Origin of the sequence: Geodermatophilus sp. DSM 44513 (genome assembly GCF_032460525.1) — a bacterium.
Lineage (GTDB): Bacteria > Actinomycetota > Actinomycetes > Mycobacteriales > Geodermatophilaceae > Geodermatophilus.
The window spans coordinates 945,565-969,824 of record NZ_CP135963.1 but is presented as its reverse complement, the minus strand read 5'-3'; the positions used below and the strand labels follow the sequence as shown (position 1 = coordinate 969,824).

Sequence of the window (24,260 nt, the reverse complement as noted above, 5' to 3'; positions counted from 1 at the left end):
GGTCACGGCGCCGTGATCGCGGAGGGGTGTCAGCGGACGGCGCGGGCCGCAGCGGTCTCCAGCCCGCGGACGACGCTCTCCACCGGTCCGCGCCGGGCGACCCGCAGCCACAGCGGCGCGAGCACCAGCCCCACCGCGACGTGCGCGACGAGGGTGAGCGGCTCACCCCAGGCGTCCGGGAACCAGGTCAGGGCCAGCAGGTGCAGCGTGTACAGCGTCAGCGTCAGGCTGCCGACCGCCGCGAGGGGGCGGACGACCACCGCGGGCAGGACCCGGCTCAGCAGCAGGCACCCCGCGGTGACCGCGACGGCCACCCCGGTGGTGCGCAGCAGGTCCAGCGGGGTGCTGGAGTGCGGCGCGTCGACGGCCAGCCACCACAGCGAGCCCCGCGCGTCGTCCGGGGCGAGCCCCCACGCCAGGCCGTCTGCGACACCGTCGGCGCCCAGCCGGCCGGTCTCGGCGGCCACCAGCCGGTCGGCGCCGCCGAAGCCGGTGACCAGCAGCCAGGAGGTGAGCGAGGCGAGCAGCGCGAGCGCGATCCCGCCGAGCAGCAGCTGGGCGACCCGCTGCGTCGAGGAGAGGTCCAGGCGGCCCAGCGCCATGCCGGCGCACAGGTAGGCCGCCCACGCCAGGGCCGGGTAGATCCCGGTGAGCGTCACCTGCGCCAGCCACGCCCACGGCTCGGCGGCGACGTCCCCGAGCGTGGGGTTGACCACCTGGGGCGTCGGCAGCACCGGTCGCAGCAGGTGCGTCGCGACGGGGACGACCACCGCCAGCACGGCGGCCAGCACCGCCAGCGCGACCGGCCCGAGGCGCAGCAGCGGCACGGCGAGCAGGAACAGCAGCCCGAACGTCGTCAGGACGACGACGGCGTGCTCCTCGTAGTCGACCACGTGGCCCAGCGCCAGCCCGAGCGCGACCAGCGCCGCGGCCCGCACGGTGAGGGCGACCGCCGCGGCGGTCCACGCCCGCGCGCCGGCGGCGGGCCGCCGGCCGTACGCGATCCCCACGCCCGCGCCGGCCAGCAGCGCGAACAGCGCCGCCCCCTCGGACCCCCGCACGTAGGCCGAGGTCGGCTCGCCGTCGTCGGTGCTGAAGAGCAGCACGTGCGCGCCGACGATCATGACCAGGGCGACCGCGCGGGCGACGTCGACCCCCGCCAGCCGGGGCCCGGCCGGGCGGGCGAGGAGGGGGTCCTCGACCTCCTCGGCCGGCTGCGGGGCGGGGTGTCCTGGACCGGGACGGCGGGTCCCCGCACGGTCGTACATGGTTGCCCACGCTAACGACCGTCCCTGGGAGATCCCTGGCAACGGCGGCCCCCGGAGACGGCGGTGCCGGACCCCGTGCGGGGTCCGGCACCGTCGTTCGCGTCAGCCCCGGGCGGGGCCGTTCCCTACACGCCGACGCGCTGCCCGTCGTGGCGGAAGACCACGGCCACGCTCGGCCGTGGGAACGGGCGCTCCGGCAGTCGGTCCGGCCAGGTGCTCGACGGGGTCTCCAGGGTCGACCCGTCGGTCTCCCCCGGGTGCTGCGCCGCCACGAACACCGACCGGCCGTCGGACGGGATCATCGGCCCGCTGCACTCCGCGCCGATGGGCACGGTGAGGAACGCCTTGAGGTGCCCGCGCTCCGAGCCGGCGGTCGGGACGGCGAACAGGCCGTCGTTGGTCCCACCGACGGTCCCGGCCTCCTGGTTGCGGGTGGACAGCGCGGTGCCGTCGGTGGAGATCCACAGGTTCCCGGCCGGGTCGAACTCCAGGTTGTCCGGGCAGGAGATGGCGCTGACCTGGCTCTTGTCGTACCCGGCGAAGTAGGTCTCCGGGCGCTCCGGGTCACCGGCGAGCAGGAAGATCCGCCAGGAGAACTCGGTCGACGTCGCCTTGCCGCGCTCCTCCCACTCGATGACGTGCCCGTTGTTGTTGCCGGGCTGCTCGCTGAAGGAGGCGGCCACCGCCTCCACCGCCGCCTCGGTCCCGGTGGCGGCGACCGCCGGGCTGCCCTCGTCGAAGGCGTAGGACCGGGCGAGCGGGTTGGCCTCGTCCACCCCGGGCCGCCCCTCGGTGCCCCGCCGGGAGTTGTTGGTCAGCGCCACGTAGACCCGCCCGTTGACCGGGTTGGTCTGGATGTCCTCGGGACGGTCCATCCGGGTCGGCACCTTCGCCGGGTCGTCGACGATCTCCTCGCCGGCGGCGTCGAGCACCGGGTCCCCGTTGGCGTCCAGGCGCTTGCCGAGCCGGTCGGCGGCCAGCCGGGTGTAGGTGAGCACCCAGGCGACGTTCTTGCCCGGGATCATGGACTCGCCGTCCTTGACCAGCGGCACCCAGGTGCCGGTGCCGTCGAACTCGCCGTCACTGGGCAGCGTTCCGCTGCCGTCGATCTCCGCGGGCGGCGAGTCGCCGGTGAAGTGCGCGACGTACAGGTCGCCCTCGGACAGCAGCGTCATGTTGTGCGCCTTGTCCCCCTCCTCGTACCGGCCCGTGGAGACGAACTTGTAGATGTAGTCGAAGCGCTCGTCGTCACCGGAGTAGGCGACCACCCGGCCGTCCTCGGCGATCCGGACGTCGGCGCCCTCGTGCTTGAAGCGGCCCAGGGCGGTGTGCTTCTTCGGCGTGGAGTGCGGGTCGAACGGGTCGAGCTCGACGACCCAGCCGAACCGGTTGACCTCGTTGGGCTCCTGGATGAGGTCGAACCGGGGGTCGGCCGTCTGCCACTGCCGGGTGGGGACGTCCTCGGCGCTGATGCCGTACCGGTCCAGGGCGGCCAGCTGGGCGTCCACGGTGATCGGCGCGGAGCTGCCGAAGTACTGGTTGAAGTTCTCCTCGCCGTGCAGCGTGGTGCCCCACGGGGTGATGCCACCGGCGCAGTTGTTCAGCGTGCCGAGCACGGTGCGGCCCGTGGGGTCCGCGCTGGTCTTCAGGTACTCGGAGCCGGCGGCCGGCCCGGTGAACTCGTGGGGGGTCATCGCGGTGACCCGCCGGTTGCGGCTGCGGTCGCGGGTGGGCCGCCACTGGCCGGTCTGGCCCACCCGGCGCACCTGCACCACGGAGATCCCGTGCGCCATCATCGCGATCCGCTTCTGCTCGTCGCTGATGTCGCCGGCACCCTCCTCGTCGGCCACCCCGCCGAACATCAGCTGCTCGTCGGTGTACTCGTGGTTCACCACGAGCAGGGCGTGGGAGTCGTCCATCGGCAGCCAGCCGATGAAGTCGCAGTTGTAGCCGAACTGCTTGGCCTGGGCCTCCGGCGTCTGGGCGTCGATGTCGAACTGCGGCGCGCCCTCCTCGACCGGGTCGCCCCAGCGCATGACGACGGAGTACGAGTAGCCGGCGGGCACGATCAGCTCGTCGAGGAAGTTCTGCTCGACCGGGGTGAAGGTCAGCGGGGCGGCGGCGGCGGCGGCCTCCGGGCTCACACCCGTGCCGTTGTCACGGCGACCGTGGGCGGCCGCGGGCAGCGCCGGGGCGGCGGCGACGACCAGTGCGCTCACCCCGGCGGCCTTGAGCACGTTGCGCCGGCTGACGGCGGACTGGACGACGGAGGCGAACGTGGGGTTGTCGGTCCGGTTGGGCACCGGCTTGTCGCAGGCGTTGCCGCACTTGTAGAAGCACGTGGTGTGGCTGGTCGTGCCGTGGCGCACCGGGCTGGCGGTGAGCAGCGGCAGGAGGCGACGCCGGGGCGGGCGGATGTCCGTCATCAGGGTCCTCAGAACGGGTGACAGGGCCTCCGGCACGCTAGGCAGGGGCCCGCCGTGATCAGGTGGACGGGAGGTGAAACTCCTGTGACCTGTGTGCCCCCTGTGACTCGGGTCATGCCCCGCCCACGGGCAGCACCAGCAACCGCAGGAGGCGGTCGGCCTCGGCGTCCGGGTCGGCGGTGAGCCCGGTGTGCACCGGCCCGGCCTGGACGACGGTGCTGCGCGGAGCGGTCAGCCAGCGGAACCGGGAGCCCAGCGCCTCCCGGCCGGCGGCACCGGCGGCCGGGTCGGCGGCGCAGACGTCGGCGGCGGCCTGCAGCGCCCGACCGACGGCAGCCGGGTCGGCGGTCGGGTCCAGCGCGCGCAGCCGGTCGGTGTCCAGGTGCACCCGGGAGCCGAGGTAGTCCCGCTGCCGGCAGTAGACGAGGACGCCGGCGTTGAGCGACTCCCCGCGCTCCACCCGCGGGACGACCCGCAGGACGGCGTACTCGAAGGTGTCCCGGCTCACCGCTCCGCCTTCCGCAGCGGTTCGTCCCTCACCGCTGGGACACCCCCTCCGGCGGCGGCGGGCCCAGCCAGGACGGACGGTTCTCCCCGCGCGGCGCACGGCGGCGCGACCCGCCCGCGGCGGCGGCGGCCACCAGCGGCGGCAGCCACGTGTCCCGGGCGGCCAGCCGGGCCAGCAGCTGGTCGACGTACCGGGCTCGCACCGCCGTGGGCGGGTCGTCCGGCGACGGCCCCTCGAGCCAGACGTCGGGCACGAGCGCCAGCACCCGGTCCAGCAGCGGCCGGGTGACCTGCGGGGCGAGGGCGGCGTCGGCGGCCCGGACGTCGGGTGCGCAGTCGACCAGCGCGTGCTGGGCGGCGTCGTAGGGGCGCGCGACGGCCGCCGCGGCGCCGGGCCAGGAGTGGTGGAAGGTCAGGGCCGCCCCGTGGTCGATCAGCTGCAGCCGGCCGTGCCAGAACAGCATGTTGGGGTTGCGCCACGAGCGGTCCACGTTGCCCACCAGCGCGTCGAACCACAGCACCCGGCCGGCCAGCTCGGGGTCGACGCCGTCGGCCCCCGCCTCGAAGTCCAGCGCCCCGGGCAGGTAGTCCAGCCCGAGGTTGACGCCGGCCGAGCGCTGAAGCAGCTCCTGCACCTCGACGTCGGGCTCCCCCACCGCCAGCTCCGGGGCGACGTCCACGGTGACCAGGGCCGGCACCGGCAGCGACAGGGCGCGGGCGAGCTCCCCGCAGACCACCTCGGCCACGAGCACCCGCACGCCCTGCCCGGCCGCGCGCCACTTGACCACGTAAGTGCCCAGGTCGTCGGCCTCCATGAGCCCGGGCAGCGAGCCGCCCTCGCGCAGCGGGGTGACGTAGCGGGTGGCGGTGACGGCGGGCAGCACAGTGCGCCCAACCTACCGGCGGGCACACTCGGGCCGTGGGCCTCTTCCGCGCGACCGACCCCGCCGGCCTCACCGGCGTCCCGCTCACCTACCCGGAGGTGGGCGGCACGCGGCAGGCGGTGCTGCCGGCCGGCTACGGGGTCCTGGAGCGCTCGGTGGTCGTCGGGTCCGGCCGGGCGGCGTTCGAGCGCGCCGCCGCGGCGGTGCTCGGGTGGCGGCTGCAGCGCTCGTTGGGCCTGCGGGTGCGCGCCACCGGCCCGGCCGGCGAACCGGGCACCGTCGTCGTCCTCACCGCGGGGCTGCCCCGGCTGGGCTACGACATCCCCTGCCGGGTGGTGTGGGCGCAGACCACCGGCGACGAGCGGGGCTTCGGCTACGGCACGCTGCCCGGTCACCCGGAGAGCGGCGAGGAGGCGTTCGTCGTGCGGCTGGAGCCCGGCGGCGACGTCGTCTTCACCCTGCGGGTCTTCTCCCGGATGGCCACGTCCGCCGCCCGGCTCGCCGGCCCGGTGAGCCGGCTGGTGCAGCGGGCGGCGATCGCCCGCTACCTGGGCGCAGCCCGGCGGGCCGCGCGGGACCGCTGAGTCCCGGCCCGCGCGGGAGTCGGAGCGGCATGGGACTGGCAGCCGACGTCGAGGCGGTGGTGCGCGGACACGTGGCCGCGGGGGCGGTGCCCGGCGCCGCGTGGCACGTGACTCGCGGGGACGAGGTGGCCCGCGGCGCGGCCGGCGTGCACGACCCGGGCGGGGACGACGCGGTGCGACCGGACACCGTCTTCCGGATCGCGTCGATCACCAAGCCGGTGGTCGCGGTCGCCGCGCTGACGCTGGTCGAGGACGGGACGCTCGGCCTCGACGACCCGGTGAACCCCGTGCTGCCCGAGCTGGCCGGCCGGCGGGTGCTCGCCGACGCCGCCGACGCCGCCGCCGGGACGGTGCCGGCCCGCCGGCCGGTCACCGTGCGCGACGTGCTCACGTTCCGGCTGGGGCTCGGCCTCGACTTCACCGCACCGTGGCCCACCCCGACGGTCACCGCGCTGGCCGCCGCCGGCCTGCCTGCCGGCCCGCCGGCGCCGCAGGCCGCCCCGCCACCGGAGGAGTGGCTGCGCCGGGTGGCCTCCGTCCCGCTGGCGCACCAGCCGGGCGAGCGCTGGCTGTACCACACCGGGGCGAGCGTGCTCGGCGTCCTCGTCGCCCGGGCGGCCGGCCGCCCGCTGCCCGAGGTGCTCGCCGAGCGGGTGCTGGACCCGCTCGGGATGGCCGACACCGGCTTCACCGTGCCCGACCACGCCCGGGACCGGCTGGGCCCGCACTGGACCCCGCCCGGCGAGGACGGCGGACGGCAGGTGTACGACGCCGCCGACGGGCAGTGGGCGCGGCCGCCGGCCTTCCCCGACGGCGGTGACGGGCTGGTGTCCACCGTGGACGACCTCGCCGCCCTGGCGCGGGCACTGCTCGACGGGGGCGCCCCGGTGCTGTCGCCCGCGACGGTGCGGGCGATGACCACCGAGCAGGCCGGCCCGGTCGACGACGAGGGCGGCGGCTGGGGGCTGGGCGTCGGCGTCCGTCGCACGGACGAGCCCGGCGGCCGGCACGCGGGCTCGTTCGGTTGGGACGGCGGGCTGGGCGGCACCTGGTGGAGCGACCCGGTCACCGGCACCACCGCGGTGCTGCTCACCAACCAGATGTGGGCCTCACCCCGGCCGCCCGCACTGTTCGAGGACGTCCGGGCCGTCGCCTTCGGGCCGCGCTGACCCTCCCGTGGCGGGCTGGGCCCCCGCTCAGTCCTCGGCGCCGGCCGCGCTCCGCTCCCGCTCGATGAGGTCCTTGCTGCGGACCAGCCGCAGCAGGGTGATCGTCCCCAGCCCGCCCGCGACGTTGAGCAGCGTCGTGTACCAGAACCAGGCCAGCCAGTCGGTGTAGCCGTACGGGGCCCCGTGGTGGAACGCGCCGAAGAGGATGAGGGAGTCGAGCACGGAGTGGAACAGCACCAGCCCGGCGAGCAGGAACCCCCCGACCACCGAGGCGGCCAGCTTCCCGGTCTCGGAGTCCGCGCCGTGCTGCATGCGGGTCATCAACGTGATGAAGACACCGGCGAGCAGCGCCAGGCTGACCGCTCTGAGGTCCAGCGGCGCGTCGACGAAGGTGCGGCCCGACTCCACCGCCGTGGCACCCAGGTCGGGCAGTGCGTGCACGACCAGCCACATGACCAGCCAGCCGCCGACGAGGTTGGCCGCCAGCGTGCCGGCCCACAGCTTGCCCAGCTGGGCCACGCTCGCCCGCCCGGCGACCACGGCCGTGACCGGCACGAGGAAGCCCTCGGTGAACAGCTCGCTCTTGGCCAGCACCAGCGCGATGAACCCGATGCTGAAGGCCAGGCCGGCCAGCAGGTGGCTGCCGGTGGCACCGTAGACGGCCAGCAGTGCGACGACGCCCGTCGCGATCTCCAGGCCGCCGGCCAGGCCCGTGGCCAGCACCTCGCGCCAGGTGCGGTGCAGCCGCTGTGCGCCCTCGTCGACGATGTGGCCGAAGGCCTCGGCGACCTCGTCCTCGACCGGGGCGTCGGTGTGCCCGAGCCGTTCGCGCGTGGACTGCGCCATGCCGGACCCCTCCCGTCGGACCGCCCGTCCGGGTGCCCCGGTCACCGGCGCCTGTGCCTCCGCGCACGTACCCCTGCGCCGCGCGGGCACACGTGGGCCGGCGCGGGGAGGATCGGACGGGTGAGCACAGGACCGCTGGTGACCCTGGACGTGTGGGGCGTGCCGGGGCGGTCGGTGCCCGGCGCGCTGCTGCGCATGGCCACCGACCGGCGCCCGCTGCGCCGCTCCCCCGGGCTGCGGTTCGCCAAGCTCCTGGGCACCGGCAGCGGACGCACGTTCACCGTGCGCGACGCCGACCCCCGCCGGTGGGCGCTGCTGGCCGTGTGGGACGACGAGCGGTCCGCCGAGGCCTTCGCGCACGGGGACGTCGTCCGCCGCTGGGGGCGGGTCGCCGAGGAGCGGTGGACCGCCCGGATGCGCCCGCTGGTCGCCCGGGGACGGTGGTCGCGGCAGGAGCCGTTCGGCGACCCCCGGCCGCAGCGCTGGGACGGGCCGGTCGCCGCGGTCACCCGCGCCCGGCTGGCCACCCGCAAGGCGGTGACGTTCTGGCGCGCCGTCCCCCCGGTGTCGGCCGACCTGCACGACAGCCCGGGGCTGCGGCTGGCCATCGGCATCGGGGAGGCCCCGCTCGGGCTGCAGGGCACCTTCAGCGTCTGGGACTCCGCGGCCGCGCTGAACTCCTTCGCCTACGACCGCGCCCCGCACGCCGCCGTCGTCACCCGGACCGCGCAGGAGGGCTGGTACGCCGAGGAGCTGTTCGCCCGCCTGGCGCTGCTGTCCGCCGAGGGCACCGTGGCCGGCCGCGACCCGCTGCGCTCAAGGCCGTCGCCTGAACGGCCGTGAGCGCGCGAAAGGCCCCTCCGGCGGCCTCCGCTCAGCCGCTGGCGCCGAACGTCTCCACCCGCACGTCGGTCGCCGGGTACCCGAGCTCGACGAGCAGCCGGCCGGCCGAGTCCGCGAAGCCCGCCGACCCGCAGACGTAGGCCGTCTGGCCCGGCTCCCACAGTGGCACCAGGTCGGCGGCGGTCAGCCGGCCGGGCGGGCGGACGCCGTGCCCCTCCCGCGTGGTCGCCACCACCGCCCCGGCCGCGAGCAGCTCGTCGGCGTAGGGCAGCTCGGCGAGGGTGCGGGTGGACACCGCGATCCGCAGCAGGTCGGTGCGGCCGAGCTCGCGGGCCGCGCGCAGCATCGCCACCAGCGGGACGACGCCGGAGCCGCCGCCGACCAGCAGGGCCGGGTGCGTGCAGTCCCACACGAACCAGCCGCCGATCGGGCCGCGCACCTCGAGGGTGTCGCCGGGCTCGACGACGTCGGCGAGGAAGGTGGACACCTCGCCGTCGTCGAGCCGCTCGACGAACAGCTCCACGAGCGGGTCGCCGGGGGCGGAGGCCACCGAGTAGGAGCGCTGGGCGGTGTAGCCGTCCTCGGCGGTCAGCCGGACGACGTAGTGCTGCCCGGCCAGGTGCCGCACCCGACCGGGGACGTCGAGCCGCAGCCCCACCGCCCGCGGCACCGGCCGCCGCACCTCGGCGACGGTCGCCGTCCGCCACCCGGTCATGGCCCCGTCCAGAGGCTCACCCCGAGCCTGCGAGGGGTGAGGGGGACGGGGTCCTTAATCACCCTGGTAGCGCTGCTCGCGCCAGGGGTCGCCCCGGTCGTGGTAGCCGTTCTGCTCCCAGAACCCGGGCTGGTCGCGCTGCAGCAGGGTCAGCCGGGTCACCCACTTGGCGCTCTTCCAGAAGTACAGGTGCGGGACGAGCAGCCGCACCGGCCCGCCGTGCTCGACCGGCAGCGGGCCGCCGTCGTACTCCCAGACCACCCACGCCTTCCCGCCGGTGACGTCCTCGAGCGGCAGGTTGGTGGTGTAGCCGGTCTTGGACGTCGCCATGACGAAGTGCGCGTCGGCCGTCGGGCGGGCGGCCTCGAGCAGGGTGTCGACGCTGACGCCGGCGAACCAGGTGTCGAACTTCGACCAGGTGGTGACGCAGTGGATGTCGCCGCGGTACTCCGAGCGGGGCAGCCGGTGCGCCTCGTCCCAGGTCCACGTGGTCGGGCTCTCCACCCGGCCGTCGACGGTGATGCTCCAGGTCTCGGGGGCGATCCGCGGCGTCGGCTCGGCAGTGAGCACCGGCCAGTCGCGGCCGGCGTCGTACTGACCGGGCGGCAGCCGCGGGTCGCGCTCGCGGCGGCGGCCGAGGAAGCCTCGTGTGGGTCCAGCCATGCCCTGCTCCTCCCCTGCGGGGACGCCCCGCAACCACCCTGAGGGGGCGGCAGGTTACCGCGTCCGGGTTAGGAGGGCCTTACGAGAGGAGATTCACCAGGTGTCGGCGTGGCCGACACCACGCCATCGGGCCTACCTTTGCCCTCGTGGTGACGGTGACGCAACCGGGACAGCGCAGGACCCCCAAGGCCGCGAAGACCAACTCCGTGGCCAAGAAGGCCGTGGTGGCGGTCACCGGCATCATCATGGTCCTGTACTTGATCGCGCACATGATCGGCAACCTCAAGGTCTTCGCCGGTCGCGAGGCCTACAACGGGTACTCCGAGTGGATCCGGACGATCGGTGAACCCGTCGTCCCGGCGCAGACGACGTTGACCATCATCCGGTTCGCCCTGCTGGCCGTCGTGGTCGCCCACTTCTGGGCGATCGCCTCGCTGTGGCGGCAGGCCAAGCGGGCCCGGCCGCAGGGTTACGTGACCAAGAAGGCCGTGGCGCAGAGCTACTCCTCGCGGACCATGCGCTGGGGCGGCGTGATCGTCGGCCTGTTCATCGTCTACCACATCCTCGACCTCACGATGGGCGTGGCGAACCCGGAGGGCCCCGGCACGACGCCCTACGACCGCCTGGTCGCCGGCTTCTCCAACCCGTTCATCACCGCGGTCTACGTGATCGCCCTGGTCCTGCTCGGCATGCACCTGCGCCACGGCATCTGGAGTGCCACGCAGACGCTCGGGCAGAGCAACAAGCGCCGGGAGAAGACGGTCAACCTCTTCGCCCTGGTGTTCTCCGTGGTGCTGATCGGCGGCTACCTCGTCGTCCCGTTCAGCGTCCTCTTCGGTCTCGTCGGTTAGAAGGAGCCCGTCGCCATGCCTCTCGACCTGTTCGCCGTGGGTGACCCGATCGCCGACACCAAGGCGCCGATGGACGTGCCGATCGCGGAGCGCTGGAGCACCCGGCGCTTCCAGGCGCGGCTGGTGAACCCGGCCAACCGCCGCAAGCGGACCGTCATCGTCGTCGGCACCGGCCTGGCCGGTGGTTCCGCAGCGGCGACGCTGGGTGAGGCCGGCTACCGGGTGAAGTCCTTCTGGTTCCACGACAGCCCGCGGCGGGCGCACAGCGTCGCCGCACAGGGCGGCATCAACGCCGCGAAGAACTACCGCAACGACGGTGACAGCGTGCACCGGCTGTTCTACGACACCGTCAAGGGCGGGGACTTCCGCTCCCGCGAGAACAACGTGCACCGCCTGGCCGAGGTGAGCGTCAGCATCATCGACCAGTGCGTCGCCCAGGGCGTGCCGTTCGCCCGCGAGTACGGCGGCCTGCTAGACAATCGCTCCTTCGGTGGCGCGCAGGTCTCGCGCACCTTCTACGCCCGTGGCCAGACCGGCCAGCAGCTGCTCTACGGCGCCTACCAGGCCCTGGAGCGGCAGATGGCGGTCGGCACCGTGGGGCAGCACGCCCGCACCGAGATGCTCGACCTGATCATGGTCGACGGCCGGGCCCGCGGCATCGTGGCGCGCGACCTCATCACCGGTGAGGTGAGCACCCACTTCGCCGACGCCGTCGTGCTGGCCACCGGCGGGTACAGCAACGTCTTCTACCTGTCCACCAACGCCAAGGGCTCCAACACCACGGCGATCTGGCGGGCGCACAAGCGGGGCGCGTACTTCGCCAACCCCTGCTACACCCAGATCCACCCGACCTGCATCCCGGTCAAGGGCGACTACCAGTCCAAGCTCACGCTGATGAGCGAGTCCCTGCGCAACGACGGCCGGGTGTGGGTGCCCAAGGAGCGCGGCGACACCCGCGACGCCCGGGACATCCCCGAGGACGAGCGGGACTACTACCTCGAGCGCATCTACCCCTCGTTCGGCAACCTGGTGCCCCGCGACATCGCCTCGCGCCAGGCCAAGAACGTGTGCGACGAGGGCCGCGGCGTGGGCCCCGGCGGGCTGGGCGTCTACCTGGACTTCGCCGACGCCATCGGCCGGCTGGGCCGGCAGGCGATCGAGGCCAAGTACGGCAACCTCTTCGACATGTACGCCCAGATCACCGGCGAGGACCCGTACGAGACGCCGATGCGGATCTACCCGGCGGTGCACTACACGATGGGCGGGCTGTGGGTCGACTACGACCTGCAGTCGACGGTCCCGGGCCTGTTCGTGATCGGCGAGGCGAACTTCTCCGACCACGGCGCCAACCGGCTGGGCGCCAGCGCGCTCATGCAGGGCCTGGCCGACGGCTACTTCGTGCTGCCCAACACGATCGGCGACTACCTCGCCGACGGCCCGTTCGGCCCTCTCGACGACACCCACCCGCAGGTGGCCGAGGCACTCGGCGGCGTGCAGGCCCAGGTGCAGAAGCTGCTGTCCATCAACGGCACCCGCACCCCGGCGTCCTTCCACCGCGAGCTCGGCCGGCTGATGTGGGACCTGTGCGGGATGGAGCGGTCCGAGGAGGGTCTGCGCAAGGCGCTGGACCGCATCCCCGAGATCCGCCACGAGTTCTGGACCAACGTCAAGGTGTCCGGCGACTGGGACACCATCAACCCGACGCTGGAGCACGCCGGCCGGGTCGCCGACTTCCTGGAGCTCGCCGAGCTCATGTGCGTCGACGCCCTGCACCGCAACGAGAGCTGCGGTGGCCACTTCCGGGCAGAGAGCCAGACCCCCGAGGGGGAGGCGCTGCGCGACGACGGCGAGTACGCCTACGTCGCCGCCTGGGAGTACACCCCGGAGGGGGCCCCGCCGGTCCTGCACCGGGAAGCCCTCGAGTACGAGTACGTCCACCTCGCCCAGCGGAGCTACAAGTGACAGCCACCCAGGAGCACCCGACCTTCGCGTCCGGCACCGCGGGGCACGACGACCCCGCCATGGCCGACCACGGGATGACCCTCACCCTGCGGATCTGGCGGCAGAAGGGGCCGCAGCACAAGGGCAAGATGGTCACCTACCAGGTCAGCGACATCTCCCCGGACATGTCCTTCCTGGAGATGCTCGACGTCCTGAACGAGAAGCTGATCCTCGCCGGTGACGACCCGGTGGTGTTCGACCACGACTGCCGCGAGGGCATCTGCGGCAGCTGCGGCCTGATGATCAACGGGATGGCGCACGGGCCGGAGCAGACGACCACGTGCCAGCTGCACATGCGCAAGTTCTCCGACGGCGACACGATCGACATCGAGCCGTGGCGCGCGACCGCGTTCCCGGTGATCAAGGACCTGTCGGTCAACCGTCAGGCCCTCGACCGGATCATCCAGTCCGGCGGGTACATCAGCGCGCCGACCGGCACCGCCCCCGAGGCGCACTCGATCCTGGTGGCCAAGAAGGACTCCGACGCGGCCTTCGACGCGGCCACCTGCATCGGCTGCGGCGCCTGCGTGGCGGCCTGCCCGAACGCCTCCTCGATGCTGTTCACCTCCGCCAAGGTGACCCACCTGAACCTGCTGCCGCAGGGTCAGCCCGAGCGCGACGACCGGGTGGTCAACATGATCGCCCAGCAGGACCGCGAGGGCTTCGGCGGGTGCACCAACATCGGCGAGTGCTCCGCGGCCTGCCCGAAGGGCATCTCGATGGAGACCATCTCCCGGCTCAACCACGACCTGCTCGGGGCCCTGCGCGCCGGGGCCCGCCCGAAGAGCTAGTCACCCCCACCGGATCGCGGTGGACGAGAGGCCCAGGACCGGTCCGGTCCTGGGCCTCTCGTGTTCCACGGTCAGCCGGGTACCGCCTCCTCGACCACGTGCTGGACGGGCAACCCCGACGCCCGGCCGACCCGTGCCGGCAGCCCGCCGCGCAGCCAGCGGGACAGCCCCAGCGGCAGGGTGACCACGACGACCTCGTCGGCGCGGACGTGCTTAAGGGCGAGCTCCGCAGCGACCAGCGGGTCGGGGTCCCCCACCTCACCGGAGGCCGTCGCGCCCGCCGCCCGGATCTGCTCGACCGCCCGGTCCAGGCGCTGCTGGGCCAGCGCGTAGGCGCGGGTGGGCGCGGTGAGCACGTCGTCGTCCCCGCCGCCCGGCGGCCCCTCCTGGTCGCGCACCGGCGTGGCCGGGACGACGACGTGGAAGGCGTGCGGCCCGGTGGCGACCCGCTCGGCGACCAGCTCGAGCAGCCGCTCGCCGCACAGCGTCTGGTTGGCCAGGACCAGGCAGCGTCGCTCGTCGGTCATCCCGGCTCCTCCCCGTCCCGTCCCGTGCAGCGGAGCCGATCGCGCGCCGGCGAACGCACCCGGACAGCCGGGCGGCGCCGGCGTGAACACCCGTCGAACGGGTGCTCAGCGGCTCTGCAGCGCGTCCAGCGCGACGGCCATGGACGCCGCGACGCGGAAGTCCAGCCGCGGGTCCGGCACCGTGACGGCGTAGCGGTCGCGGATCGCCTTCTGCCGCTCGCTGACCATGACCGGCGCCCCGGTCGCGGTGTCGACGAAGTCGAAGTGGAAGACGAACGGCACCCACACGTCACCGACGTAGGGGATGAGCTGCCAGCCGCGGCGCAGCAGGGCGATCGACAGCCGCCGCTCCTGCCCGACCGCGGTGAGGCCCGGCACCGAGAGGTCCCACGTGGAGCGCAGCAGGCTGGCGCCGAACTGCTTGCCGAAGCTGCCGATGGGCGTCCCGTACTCGTCGTAGACGTCGTGCTGCGCGGCGACGTCCAGCCGCTGGCGGGCCTTGAACCGGAACACCGGACGGCTCTTGGAGGCGTCGGCGTAGAAGACGACCTCCTCCTTGAGCTTCATCCGCTTCTGCTCGGCGAAGGCCAGCAGCGGCCCCTCGGAGCCGTCGGGGTTGGCCGTGGTGACCTCGTAGCGGTTGACCATCAGCGTGATCCGCTGCTTGACGAAGAAGGCGGGCACGACCATCGGGGCGGGCTGCGCTGCGGGCGGGACGGTCACGTCGGGTCTCCCGTGCTGGTCGGGGATGGGGGCTCGGGTGCCATCGTGTCCCAGGCGGACGCCGCGGCGCTGCCCGGCGGGCCCCGGCCTCGCGGCAGGGGCCCGCCGCGAGCTTGCGAGTGGTGGGGGGCAGGGAGGTCCTTCTACAGCGCCGCGTGCACCCGGTCGACCAGCGGGTCGAGCAGGCCGGGACGGCGGCCGGGGGCCAGCGGCGCGGAGGGCAGCAGCACCCACAGCAGCAGGTAGACGACGACCCCGGTGCCGCCGGCGAGGGTGAGGCCGACGGCACCGACCCGCCAGAGGACGACGTCGATGCCGCTGTACTCGGCGAGGCCGCCGCACACGCCGCCGAGCAGCCGGTCGGTGCCGTTGCGGCGCAGCTCGGGACGGGCGGGGGCGGCCGGGAGGGGGGCGCTGGTCATGGCACGAGCCTGGCGCCGGCGGGGTGCTGGGGGAACCGGGGAGGACCCGGATCCGACCCTGGTCCTCCGCACCCCGGTGGGTCAGGGTCCGGCGGGACCGCGGCTGCGCTGCTGGACGCCGACGTCCCCGTACGGGTAGTCGGCCCGGCCGGGGTCGCTGACCGCGTCGAGCCGGGCGACGTCGGCCGGATCCAGCGTCACGCCGACGGCGCCCAGGTCGTCCCGCAGCTGGTCGGGAGTGCGGGCGCCGAGGACGACGGAGGTGACGGCCGGCCGGTCGACCAGCCAGGCGAGCGCGACCTGCGGCATCGACGCGCCCCGCTGCTCGGCGACGTCCTGCACGGCCTCGAGCACGTCCCAGGTGCGCTGCCGGGAGCTGACCCGGTCGTAGGCCTCCATGCCCCGGCCCGGGTCCTCCCCGAGCCGGGTCGCGCCCGCCGGCCGCTGGTCACGGGTGTACTTGCCGGACAACCAGCCGCCACCGAGCGGCCCCCACGGCAGCAGGCCCAGCCCGTTGTGCAGGCAGGCCGGGACGATCTCGAACTCGACGTCGCGGACCAGCAGGCTGTAGCTGGGCTGCAGGGTGATCGGGGCGGCCAGCTGCCGGTGCTCGGCGAGGTCGACGGCGGCCTGCAGCTGCCAGGCGGTGAAGTTCGACAGCCCCGGGTAGCCGATCGTCCCGGCGGAGACGGCGTCGTCGAGGAAGCGCAGCGTCTCCTCCAGCGGGGTGAGCGGGTCCCAGGCGTGCAGCTGGTAGAGGTCGACGTGGTCCACGCCCAGCCGGCGCAGGGAGCCCTCCAGCGCGCGGCGCAGGTGCCGCCGGGAGTTCCCGAGGGCGTTGGGCTCGGTGCCCATCGGGAAGCGGCCCTTGGTGGCCAGCACGACGCGGTCGCGGACGTCGGCCGGCCGGGCGGCCAGCCAGCGCCCGGTGATCTCCTCGGCGGCGCCGGCGGAGTAGACGTCGGCGAGGTCGACCAGCGTGCCGCCGGCCTCGACGAAGACGTCGAGCTGCTCGTGCGCGCCGGCCTCGTCGGTCTCCGCGCCGAAGGTCATCGTGCCCAGGGCGAGGGACGAGACCACGCAGCCGCTGCGGCCCAGCGTGCGGTACTCCACGACGGTGCTCCTGTCCTCGACGGTCGCGCCGGACGCTGCCGCAGCCGGCGCGTGACCGCCACCGGAGGCCGACCCGGCGCCCCGGTCAGCGCCCGGCGGCTCCGTGCAGCAGGCGGGCCACCTCTGGGGTGGCGGCGTGTACGCCGGCGGACAGGTAGGCCTGCTGGATGACCCCGCCGAGGTCATGGCGGGACATCACGTCGTCGCCCATGGCCCGCTGCTCGGCCGCGCCGGGGGCGAAGACGACGGTGCGGACCCCCTCGCGTTCCAGCGCCCTGACCTCCCGGGCCAGCAGCAGCGCGGCGTGCCGGCGGGTGGCCGCGTGCAGACCCGGGGACCACCCGGCGGGGCCGCTCATCGGCGAGACCACCACGACCAGGTCCAGGCCGCGGCCGCGGAGCACGGCGGCGTTGGTGGGCGAGTGCACCCCGCCGTCGACGTAGGTGTGCCGGCCGATCCGGACGGGGGCGAAGTACCCGGGCACCGCGCAGGACGCCGCCACCGCCTGGTGGACCGGCGCCTCAGGCGCCCCGGGGCGACCGAACACCACGCGGCGCCCGTCGCGCCGGCGGACCGCGCAGACCCACAGGTCGGCGTCCGGCTACCCCGGCCCCTCCAGCTCCCGCAGGGCGGCCAGCTGCTCGGCCACGTCGTGCCGGCCGGGCGCGACCAGGGCCATGCCGGCCGTCAGCAGCCGGAACCGCCAGGGCCGGGTGAGCGCGCGCTGCACCATGTGCCGGCCCGGCAGCCGCAGCGGCCGGCGCAGCGCGTCTAGCGGCCGGAAGGGCGCCAGCTCGGGGACGGGGGTGTCGGCCACCCGGCGCAGGACCCCGTCGTCGTCCGACAGCGGGGCGCGCACGGTCCAGGCGGCGAGGTCCTCGGCCGAGACGCCGAGGCGCAGCAGGGTGCCGGTGATGGACCCCGCCGACGTCCCGACGATGACGTCGGCGGTGCGGGCGTCGAAGCCGACGTCGTTCTGCAGCACCGCGAGCACGCCGGAGTGGTAGGCCTGGCCCACGACGCCGCCGCCACCGAGCACCACGCCGACGCGGACCACCCGGCGAGCCTGCCAGTCCGCCGCCCCGCCTCCCAGGGCACCGGGCACGGGAGCGCGGGTCGGCGGCCGGTGCCACACTCCTGCGGTGCCGCCCCACCGACTGCTGCTGGTCCGTCACGCCGAGGCCGCGGGGGGCCCGGTCGACGCCGAGCGGACGCTGACCCCGCGCGGGGAACGGCACGCCGCGGCGATCGGCTCGTGGCTCGCGGGGGCCGGGCTGGTGCCCGACCGGGTGGTCCTGTCCCCCGCCCGCCGGACGGTGCAGACCTGGGAGCGGGCACGGGCGGCGCTGGAGAGGGCGGCCGGGCCGGTCGTCGACGCGCGGGTGTACGGCGCCACCGTCGAGGACCTGCTCGGCGTCGTCCGGGAGACCGCGGAGGACGTCGCGACCCTGGTCGTGGTCGGCCACAACCCCTCGGTCGGGGAGCTGGCGGGGCTGCTCGACGACGGCCGCGGCGACCTCGCCCTGCGCCGGGAGGTGCAGGGCGGCTTCCGCCCCGGCCAGGTGGCGGTCTTCACCGTCGGCACCGCGTTCGCCGAGCTCGTCCCGGGCACCGCGACGCTGGAGGACGTCGCGGTGCCCGGCGACTGAGCGGCCGGTGGGGGCGGCCCGCCCCCACCGGCCGCCGGGCTCAGCGGCTGCCGCCGCCGATCATCGGGTCGTCCCCGCCCTCGCGCACGCCGCGCTCTACGCCCTCGGTGGAGGACGGGGCGGTGTAGCCGGCGGGAGGCGCCTCCTCGGTCAGCGTGCTGTCCCGGACCACGTCGGCGGGCGGCTGCTCGACGACGGTGACCGTCTCGGGCTGGACGACGCCCTCCGGCTGCGGCGGGGGCGGCGGGAGGGGCCGCTCCTCCTCCGTGCTGCTGGAGGAGGCCACGGCCGCGGCGGCCGCCGCGACACCGGCCACGGCGGCGACGCCGGCGGCGACGGCCTTGCCGGACACGCCCGCCTTGCCGTCGTCCCCGTGCGAGCCGACGGCGTCCCCGACCCCGGGCGTGCCCACGTCGAGGTGCTCGTTCACCGAGCCGCGCCACGCGCCGGTGGCGTAGCCCTCGTCCTCGATCAGCCGCTTGAAGCGCTCGAGGTCGGAGGTGACCTGGCGCTCCACGATGCCGAGCTTGTCGCCGACCTGCTCCACGACCCCCTCGGGCTCGTACTCCAGCGACAGGTACACGATCGTCGACATCGGCCCGACCTCCTCGAACCGCACCGCGCCGGCGTTCGTCGCACCGCTGGTCGCCGCCCAGGCCACCTTGCGGTCGGGCTCCTGCTCCAGGACGGCGGCCTCCCACTCCCGCCGCACGCCGGCGATCTCGGCGACCCAGTGCATCCGCTGGTCGGTGAGCTGCCGCACCTCCTTGACCCCGCCCATGAAGTGCGGGAAGTCCTCGAACTGCGTCCACTGGTTGTAGGCCTGGTTGACCGGTACGTCGACCTGGATCGACTTCTCCACCTTGGTGGTCATCGCGTGGTCCTCCCTCGTCGCAGGTGTCCCCCCCTCGGGCCGCTACCCCGGTTGCGTCCGTGCGATGCGTGCCACTGCCGCACGCCTGGGGCAGCCGTGGCCTGCGGGACGCCGGTGTCCCTCGCCCGCGGCGGGACTGCCGATGACGCGGGCATGCGCGCCAGCCACGTCGCCACCGCCCTGCTCGCCTTCCTCGCCGGCTCGACCGCCGCGACCGTCCTGCACCGCCGCGTCACCCGCCCGGCGCCGGCGGTCGCCGCCGTCCTCCCGCCGGCCGGGGACCGCGACGCCGTCGTCCTGCCCTTCCCGCAGCCGGTCACCGGGCTGCCGGTCGCCGCGCAGCCGGCCGCGCCGGCCCGGTGCGGCGACAGCGGGGGTCGCACCCGCGCCGGCGCGCCCTGCGCGGCTCGGGCGACCACCGCCGGCCGCTGCCACCACCACCCGCTGGCGGCCTGACCGCCGGGGGCGCGACTCAGCGGCGTTGGTCGCTGAAGTTGGCGTACAGGTCGTGCTCGGTGAACCCGCGGCCGAACTGGCGGCGGAAGAACGCGCTGGTTGAGTACCTCGTGGTGGACAGGAAGTGGCGCTCCTCGTTGCGCCGGACCATCGCGTAGAACGCCTCGGCCGCGTCGGGGCCCAGGTCGAAGTTGTCGTAGTTGACGACGACGTGCACCCGCCGGCCGAGCGCGGCGAACCGGCGGTCGAGCTCGCCGGCCAGGTCCTCGGCGTCCTGCGGGGTGACCAGCCGCAGCCCCTCGAAGTTGACGTAGACGGTGTCGCAGGCCCGGTCGAGCCGGAACCGCTCGTCCATGCCGACCGGCGGCCGGTCGCGCAGCCCCATGGGCCGGTCGAGGAAGACCGCCTCCTCCATCGTGCGCACGTCGCCGACGACCGGGGCGACGGCCATGTGGGCCAGCACGTCGCGCTCCACGTCGATCCCGGGCGCGACCTCGACCAGCTCCAGGCCGCGGTCGGTGAGCCGCAGGACGCACCGCTCGGTGACGTAGAGGACCGACTGCCCACGCTCCACGGCCCGCCGCCCGTTGAAGGTCACCTGCCCGACCCGGTCGCGGAACTTCGGGATCGCGCCGGTGTCGTCGACCACCAGCGCGCCGTCGTGCACCGCCACCCGTGAGCGGGCGGTGAAGGTGCCGAGGAAGAACACCGCCTTGGCGTTCTGGCTGATGTTGATGAACCCGCCGGCGCCGGCCACCCGGCGGCCGAACCGGCTGACGTTGACGTTGCCCTCCGCGTCGGCCTCGGCCATGCCCAGGAACGCCTGGTCCAGGCCGCCGCCGTCGTAGAAGTCGAACTGGTACGGCTGGTCGATGATCGCCTGCGGGTTGGCGACGGCGCCGAAGCTCAGCCCACCGGCCGGGATGCCGCCCACGCCGCCGGGCTCGACGGTCAGCGTGATCAGGTCCAGGACCCGCTCCTCGGCGGCCACCGCGGCCACCCCCTCGGGGATGCCGATGCCGAGGTTGACCACCGCGTTGGTGGACAGGGACAGCGCGGCGCGACGGGCGATCACCTTGCGCGCGTCCAGCGGCACGGGCCTCAGCCCGGTGCTGGGCGCGGTGATCTCGCCGGTGTAGGCGGGGTTGTGGACCTCGGCGAAGGTCTGCGTGTGGTTGGCCGGCTGGGCGACGACGACCGCGTCGACCAGCACCCCGGGGATCCGCACCTCCCGCGAGCTCAGCGTCCGGTGCTCGGTGACCCGCTCGACCTGCACGATGACCACGCCACCGGAGTTCCGGGCCGCCTGGGCCATCGACAGCACCTCGAGGGTGAGGGCCTCCCGCTCCATGGTGATGTTGCCCTCGGGGTCGGCCGTCGTCCCGCGCAGCAGGGCCACGTGCACCGGCTGGGCGGGGAAGAACAGGTGCTCCTCCCCGCGCAGCGTGACCAGCTCGACGAGCTCCTCGGTGGTGCAGGCGTTCATCCGGCCGCCGCCGTGGCGGGGGTCGACGAAGGTGCCGAGCCCGACCTTGGTGACCACGCCGGGGCGGCCGCCGGCGATCTCCCGGAACAGGTGGCTGATCACCCCCTGCGGCCAGCAGTAGGCCTCGATCCGGTCGTCGAGGGCCAGCGCGCCGAGCTTCGGCACCAGCCCCCAGTGCCCGCCGACGACCCGGCGCACCATGCCCTCGGCCGCGAGGTGGTTGAGCCCGCGTTCGCCCCCGTCGCCCTGGCCTGCCGCGTAGAGCAGGGTGAGGTCCCGCGGCGAGCCGGTGGCCGCGAAGCGCCGCTCCAGCGCGAGGGCCAGCTCCTCGGCGAAGCCGACGCCGACGAACCCGCCGGTGGCCACCGTGTCGCCGTCGAGGACGATCTGCGCCGCCGCGTCGGCGGAGATGACCTTGTCGCGCTGCACCGGACGGCGCGGGTCAGCGCCGGCCGGTGCCGACCGTCGCCCGGTCGGCGACCGGGTCCCGCGTCAGGTCGCGGTGCGAGGTCTCCCGGCTGAGCAGCACGGCGACCACGGTGAGCACGGCCGCACCGGCCAGGTACAGCGAGATGGGCACCGAGGTGCCGTACTCCAGCAGCAGCGCCGTGGCGATGATCGGCGCCAGGCTGCCGGCCACGATGGAGGAGACCTGTCCGGCCACCGACAGGCCGCTGTAGCGCACCTGGGTGGAGAACAGCTCGGAGAAGAAGGACGCCTGCGGCCCGTACATCGCCCCGTGGAACACCAGGCCGACCGTGCCGGCGAGTGCCAGCAACAGGAAGGACTGCGAGTCGTAGAGGGCGAAGAACACGAAGCCCCACACCCCGATGCCCACGGCCCCCACCAGGTAGACCGGCCGGCGGCCGAACCGGTCGGAGGCCGCGCCCATCGCGGGGATGGCGAAGAAGTGGACCGCCGACGCGATCAGCGCCGCGTTGAGTGCGGTGCCCTGCGAGACACCGGCCTCCCGGGTGGCGTAGGTGAGGGCGAAGGCGGTGAAGATGTAGTAGCCGATGTTCTCCGCCAGGCGGGCGCCGATGGCCAGGATGATCTCTCGCGGGTAGTCGCGCAGCACCTGGACGACGGGCAGCCGGGGCGCCTCCTCCGCCGTGGCGGCCTGCTCCCGCGCGGCCCGGAAGACCGGCGACTCCTCGATGGAGAACCGGATCCACAGCCCCACGAGCACCAGCACGGCGCTCAGCAGGAACGGGATGCGCCAGCCCCAGGACAGGAACTGCTCGTCGTCGGTCAGCGCGGTGACCAGGGCGAGGACGGCGACGGCGAGCAGGTTGCCCGCCGGCGCGCCGGCCTGCGGCCAGGACGCCCAGTACCCACGCCGCTCCGGCGTCCCGTACTCGGCGGCCATGAGGACCGCACCGCCCCACTCGCCGCCCAGGGCGAAGCCCTGCACCAGCCGCAGCACGATCAGCAGGATGGGGGCCCAGATGCCGATGGCGTCGTAGGTCGGGAGCAGGCCGATGAGGAACGTCGCCCCGCCCATCAGCATCAGGGTGATGACCAGCATCTTCTTGCGGCCGACCTTGTCGCCGAAGTGCCCGAAGACCACCCCACCGATCGGCCGGGCGGCGAAGCCGACGGCATAGGTGGCGAAGGCGAGGAGGGTGCCGACCAGCGGGTCGAACTCGGGGAAGAACAGCGTGTTGAAGACCAGCGCGGCGGCCGAGCCGTAGAGGAAGAAGTCGTACCACTCCACGGTGGTGCCGACGAGGCTGGCGCCGACGACCTTGACGATGGGCGTCCGCGACGCTGGCGGGACCGCGGCTCCCTGCTGGGACGTGGACACGGCTCTCCCCTTCGCGTCTGTGGCAGCTGTCGGCCGGGCGGTGTCCCGTCCGGCGCGCGCCGGGTCACAGCATCCCCGGGTTGCCGTCCATCGGCGAGTTGCGGGCGGCGGGGATCCGCAACCGGTCCGTCGTCCCCCGCCGGCCGGTTGGCGGGGCACCGGGTGGGTAGCTGCCCTCGACGGCCGTCGGCCCGGCGACCGGGTCGCCCGGGCCGCTCACCACAGGGAGCCACCATGACACTGCCCGATCGGGACGCGACGAGGGACTGGGTCGGCCGGACGGTGGTCGACCGCGACGGGACCGAGATCGGGGTGTGCGCCGCCCTGCTGGCCGACGAGGCCACCGGGTCGCCGGAGTGGATGTACGCCGAGCGCGGTGAGGTCACCGAGGTCGTCCCGCTGATCGGCGCGACCGGGGAGGGCGACCGGGTGCAGGTCACGGTCACCCGGGCCGACGCCGAGGGCGCGCCGCGGTTCGGAGCCGCGCGCGAGCTGTCCCAAGACCAGGAGGCGGAGCTCTACCGGCACTACCGGATCGAGTACTCCACGGTCGCCTCGGACAGCCTGCTGCCCGCGGCGGGGACGGGGATTCCCGCTCCCGCTCCGGCCACACCCACCCCGGCCACAGATGCCCCGGCCGCGCCCGTGCAGCAGCCGGCCGCCGGCGGCGGGGAGCAGCGGGGTCGCGGGGTGGCGGGCGCCGTGGCCGCGCTCGCGGGCTTGGCGGTCGCCGTCCTCGTGGCGGTGCGACTGCGTCGGGGGTCGGCCTGGGCAGGCCGCCTGCGGCGACGCCGGACGCCCCCACCGGCACCGGCCGGGTACCGCGCCCTCGCCGACGCGGCGACTGCCCGGGCCGCCCGCCTCGCGGCCTCGGCCGGACCGGCACTGGAGGCCTCGGGCCGTCTGGCGCGGGAGCGGGCGTCCACCGGGGCCGTGGTGGCCGGCCGGGTGGCCGGCGAGGCCGCCCGGCGGGGCACCCTGGCCGCGACGGTGGCGCGGGCCTACACCGACACGGCCGTGACCCGGCTGTCCCCGGTCCTGTCGACGGCGGGGCAGGTGGCCTGGCGGGCCACGCGGACCGGGACGGACACGGCGGTGCGGGCCACCGACGACGCCCTGCTGGCGATCGGGGCGGCCCTGCCGCAGCTCGCGGGCGGCCTCGCCCGTGCCGGGACGACGGCGCTGCAGGCGCTGGTCACCCTGGGCACGGTGGGCGGGGCGGTGCCCGAGGTGGTCGCCGAGACCGGCGAGCGCCTGGAGCGGGGGTGGCGCAGGACCGTCCGCCGGACGTCGCTGGCGCTCGGCTTCGGCGTCGGCTACGTCCTCGGCGCGCGGGCCGGCCGGGGACGCTACGAGGAGATCGCGCAGGCCGCGGCCGGCGTCGTGGCGCGGCCGGAGGTCCAGCAGGCCCTGGGGCAGGTCAGGGCCGTGGCGCCCGCTCCGCTGCAGGACCGGATCGACCGGCTCACCAGCCGTGGGCCCGGCCAGGGCGCCGCGGCGACCGTCGACGTCGGGGCCGTCGACCCCGTCGTGCCGACGTCCCCGCCGGCCCGGGGCCGGGGCGGCCGCACGCGGACCGACGCCCCGCTGTCCGACCCGCTGCTGCCGCCCGCGAAGTCCTCGGACGACGGGCCCGGCGCCCGGCCCTGACCCCG

At 74.9% G+C, this 24,260-nt stretch carries 26 protein-coding genes; 9 read left to right on the top strand and 17 right to left on the bottom strand.

Annotated features, from left to right (window positions below; genetic code table 11):
- Window positions 1–29 precede the first annotated feature (29 nt).
- The 4 genes from RTG05_RS04625 to RTG05_RS04610 all read right to left on the bottom strand — a co-directional run bounded on the left by RTG05_RS04625 (window position 30) and on the right by RTG05_RS04610 (window position 5,085).
- Window positions 30–1,268 (bottom strand): heparan-alpha-glucosaminide N-acetyltransferase domain-containing protein, encoded by a 1,239-nt coding sequence (locus tag RTG05_RS04625; RefSeq protein ID WP_166527658.1) that lies wholly within the window; start codon window positions 1,266–1,268, stop codon window positions 30–32.
- Between the two features lie 125 nt (window positions 1,269–1,393).
- Window positions 1,394–3,694 carry a PhoX family protein gene (locus RTG05_RS04620; protein WP_315912324.1) on the bottom strand — a complete coding sequence of 767 codons (2,301 nt, stop codon included), beginning with the start codon at window positions 3,692–3,694 and terminating at the stop codon, window positions 1,394–1,396.
- 112 nt (window positions 3,695–3,806) lie between these two features.
- Window positions 3,807–4,202, bottom strand: coding sequence for a DUF3037 domain-containing protein (locus tag RTG05_RS04615; RefSeq protein ID WP_166527656.1), 396 nt, complete (start codon window positions 4,200–4,202; stop codon window positions 3,807–3,809).
- Between the two features lie 28 nt (window positions 4,203–4,230).
- Window positions 4,231–5,085 carry a HipA family kinase gene (locus RTG05_RS04610; protein ID WP_166527655.1) on the bottom strand — a complete coding sequence of 285 codons (855 nt, stop codon included), beginning with the start codon at window positions 5,083–5,085 and terminating at the stop codon, window positions 4,231–4,233.
- Window positions 5,086–5,120: 35 nt separating this feature from the next.
- Between RTG05_RS04610 and RTG05_RS04605 the strand changes: the two genes are divergently transcribed.
- Entirely contained in the window at window positions 5,121–5,669 is a 549-nt protein-coding gene (locus tag RTG05_RS04605) for a DUF1990 domain-containing protein (RefSeq protein ID WP_166527654.1), read from the top strand.
- 29 nt (window positions 5,670–5,698) lie between these two features.
- Complete coding sequence (locus RTG05_RS04600) at window positions 5,699–6,838, top strand: serine hydrolase domain-containing protein (protein WP_166527653.1); 1,140 nt, start codon at window positions 5,699–5,701, stop codon at window positions 6,836–6,838.
- A 27-nt stretch (window positions 6,839–6,865) separates the two neighbouring features.
- Here the strand turns inward: RTG05_RS04600 and RTG05_RS04595 are convergent, their stop codons facing one another.
- Window positions 6,866–7,684 (bottom strand): formate/nitrite transporter family protein, encoded by an 819-nt coding sequence (locus RTG05_RS04595; protein ID WP_166527652.1) that lies wholly within the window; start codon window positions 7,682–7,684, stop codon window positions 6,866–6,868.
- 120 nt (window positions 7,685–7,804) lie between these two features.
- Between RTG05_RS04595 and RTG05_RS04590 the strand changes: the two genes are divergently transcribed.
- Window positions 7,805–8,527: a monooxygenase gene (locus tag RTG05_RS04590; RefSeq protein WP_166527651.1), complete on the top strand. Its 723-nt coding sequence runs from the start codon at window positions 7,805–7,807 to the stop codon at window positions 8,525–8,527.
- Between the two features lie 31 nt (window positions 8,528–8,558).
- On the opposite strand, the gene RTG05_RS04585 is transcribed toward RTG05_RS04590, so the two are convergent.
- Window positions 8,559–9,242 carry an FAD-binding oxidoreductase gene (locus tag RTG05_RS04585; RefSeq protein ID WP_166527650.1) on the bottom strand — a complete coding sequence of 228 codons (684 nt, stop codon included), beginning with the start codon at window positions 9,240–9,242 and terminating at the stop codon, window positions 8,559–8,561.
- A 54-nt stretch (window positions 9,243–9,296) separates the two neighbouring features.
- Window positions 9,297–9,905: a sulfite oxidase-like oxidoreductase gene (locus RTG05_RS04580; protein WP_166527649.1), complete on the bottom strand. Its 609-nt coding sequence runs from the start codon at window positions 9,903–9,905 to the stop codon at window positions 9,297–9,299.
- 146 nt (window positions 9,906–10,051) lie between these two features.
- On the opposite strand from RTG05_RS04580, the gene RTG05_RS04575 reads away from it, so the two are divergent.
- The 3 genes from RTG05_RS04575 to RTG05_RS04565 all read left to right on the top strand — a co-directional run bounded on the left by RTG05_RS04575 (window position 10,052) and on the right by RTG05_RS04565 (window position 13,548).
- On the top strand, window positions 10,052–10,756 hold the full coding sequence (locus RTG05_RS04575) for a succinate dehydrogenase cytochrome b subunit (RefSeq protein ID WP_315912323.1): 705 nt from the start codon (window positions 10,052–10,054) through the stop codon (window positions 10,754–10,756).
- A 15-nt stretch (window positions 10,757–10,771) separates the two neighbouring features.
- Complete coding sequence (locus RTG05_RS04570) at window positions 10,772–12,718, top strand: fumarate reductase/succinate dehydrogenase flavoprotein subunit (RefSeq protein ID WP_166527648.1); 1,947 nt, start codon at window positions 10,772–10,774, stop codon at window positions 12,716–12,718.
- A gap of 74 nt (window positions 12,719–12,792) precedes the next feature.
- Entirely contained in the window at window positions 12,793–13,548 is a 756-nt protein-coding gene (locus RTG05_RS04565) for a succinate dehydrogenase/fumarate reductase iron-sulfur subunit (protein WP_166529501.1), read from the top strand.
- A gap of 71 nt (window positions 13,549–13,619) precedes the next feature.
- On the opposite strand, the gene RTG05_RS04560 is transcribed toward RTG05_RS04565, so the two are convergent.
- The 6 genes from RTG05_RS04560 to RTG05_RS04535 all read right to left on the bottom strand — a co-directional run bounded on the left by RTG05_RS04560 (window position 13,620) and on the right by RTG05_RS04535 (window position 17,390).
- Window positions 13,620–14,075: a hypothetical protein gene (locus tag RTG05_RS04560; protein ID WP_166527647.1), complete on the bottom strand. Its 456-nt coding sequence runs from the start codon at window positions 14,073–14,075 to the stop codon at window positions 13,620–13,622.
- Between the two features lie 105 nt (window positions 14,076–14,180).
- Window positions 14,181–14,798 (bottom strand): LURP-one-related family protein, encoded by a 618-nt coding sequence (locus RTG05_RS04555; protein ID WP_208104790.1) that lies wholly within the window; start codon window positions 14,796–14,798, stop codon window positions 14,181–14,183.
- A gap of 143 nt (window positions 14,799–14,941) precedes the next feature.
- Window positions 14,942–15,220, bottom strand: a complete 279-nt coding sequence (locus tag RTG05_RS04550; RefSeq protein ID WP_166527646.1) for a PspC domain-containing protein — start codon at window positions 15,218–15,220, stop codon at window positions 14,942–14,944.
- Between the two features lie 81 nt (window positions 15,221–15,301).
- Complete coding sequence (locus tag RTG05_RS04545) at window positions 15,302–16,333, bottom strand: aldo/keto reductase (protein ID WP_166527645.1); 1,032 nt, start codon at window positions 16,331–16,333, stop codon at window positions 15,302–15,304.
- An 85-nt stretch (window positions 16,334–16,418) separates the two neighbouring features.
- Complete coding sequence (locus RTG05_RS04540; RefSeq protein ID WP_396349633.1) at window positions 16,419–16,922, bottom strand: patatin-like phospholipase family protein; 504 nt, start codon at window positions 16,920–16,922, stop codon at window positions 16,419–16,421.
- Window positions 16,923–16,934: 12 nt separating this feature from the next.
- Window positions 16,935–17,390, bottom strand: a complete 456-nt coding sequence (locus tag RTG05_RS04535) for a patatin-like phospholipase family protein (protein WP_315912321.1) — start codon at window positions 17,388–17,390, stop codon at window positions 16,935–16,937.
- Between the two features lie 85 nt (window positions 17,391–17,475).
- Here RTG05_RS04535 and RTG05_RS04530 point away from each other — a divergent pair, with 85 nt between their 5' ends.
- A complete protein-coding gene (locus RTG05_RS04530) occupies window positions 17,476–17,982 on the top strand; it encodes a SixA phosphatase family protein (protein ID WP_208104789.1) in 507 nt (168 codons plus the stop codon).
- Between the two features lie 40 nt (window positions 17,983–18,022).
- Here the strand turns inward: RTG05_RS04530 and RTG05_RS04525 are convergent, their stop codons facing one another.
- Window positions 18,023–18,856, bottom strand: coding sequence for an SRPBCC family protein (locus tag RTG05_RS04525; protein ID WP_166527644.1), 834 nt, complete (start codon window positions 18,854–18,856; stop codon window positions 18,023–18,025).
- A 153-nt stretch (window positions 18,857–19,009) separates the two neighbouring features.
- Between RTG05_RS04525 and RTG05_RS04520 the strand changes: the two genes are divergently transcribed.
- Window positions 19,010–19,312, top strand: coding sequence for a hypothetical protein (locus tag RTG05_RS04520; RefSeq protein ID WP_166527643.1), 303 nt, complete (start codon window positions 19,010–19,012; stop codon window positions 19,310–19,312).
- Window positions 19,313–19,328: 16 nt separating this feature from the next.
- Here RTG05_RS04520 and RTG05_RS04515 read toward each other — a convergent pair whose 3' ends face one another.
- From RTG05_RS04515 to RTG05_RS04505, 3 genes are all read right to left on the bottom strand, one after another.
- Window positions 19,329–21,227, bottom strand: a complete 1,899-nt coding sequence (locus RTG05_RS04515) for an acyl CoA:acetate/3-ketoacid CoA transferase (RefSeq protein WP_166527642.1) — start codon at window positions 21,225–21,227, stop codon at window positions 19,329–19,331.
- 13 nt (window positions 21,228–21,240) lie between these two features.
- Window positions 21,241–22,605, bottom strand: a complete 1,365-nt coding sequence (locus RTG05_RS04510) for an MFS transporter (RefSeq protein ID WP_166527641.1) — start codon at window positions 22,603–22,605, stop codon at window positions 21,241–21,243.
- Window positions 22,606–22,669: 64 nt separating this feature from the next.
- Entirely contained in the window at window positions 22,670–22,825 is a 156-nt protein-coding gene (locus tag RTG05_RS04505) for a hypothetical protein (protein ID WP_166527640.1), read from the bottom strand.
- A 14-nt stretch (window positions 22,826–22,839) separates the two neighbouring features.
- Here RTG05_RS04505 and RTG05_RS04500 point away from each other — a divergent pair, with 14 nt between their 5' ends.
- Window positions 22,840–24,255, top strand: a complete 1,416-nt coding sequence (locus RTG05_RS04500) for a hypothetical protein (protein ID WP_166527639.1) — start codon at window positions 22,840–22,842, stop codon at window positions 24,253–24,255.
- Window positions 24,256–24,260: the final 5 nt, after the last annotated feature.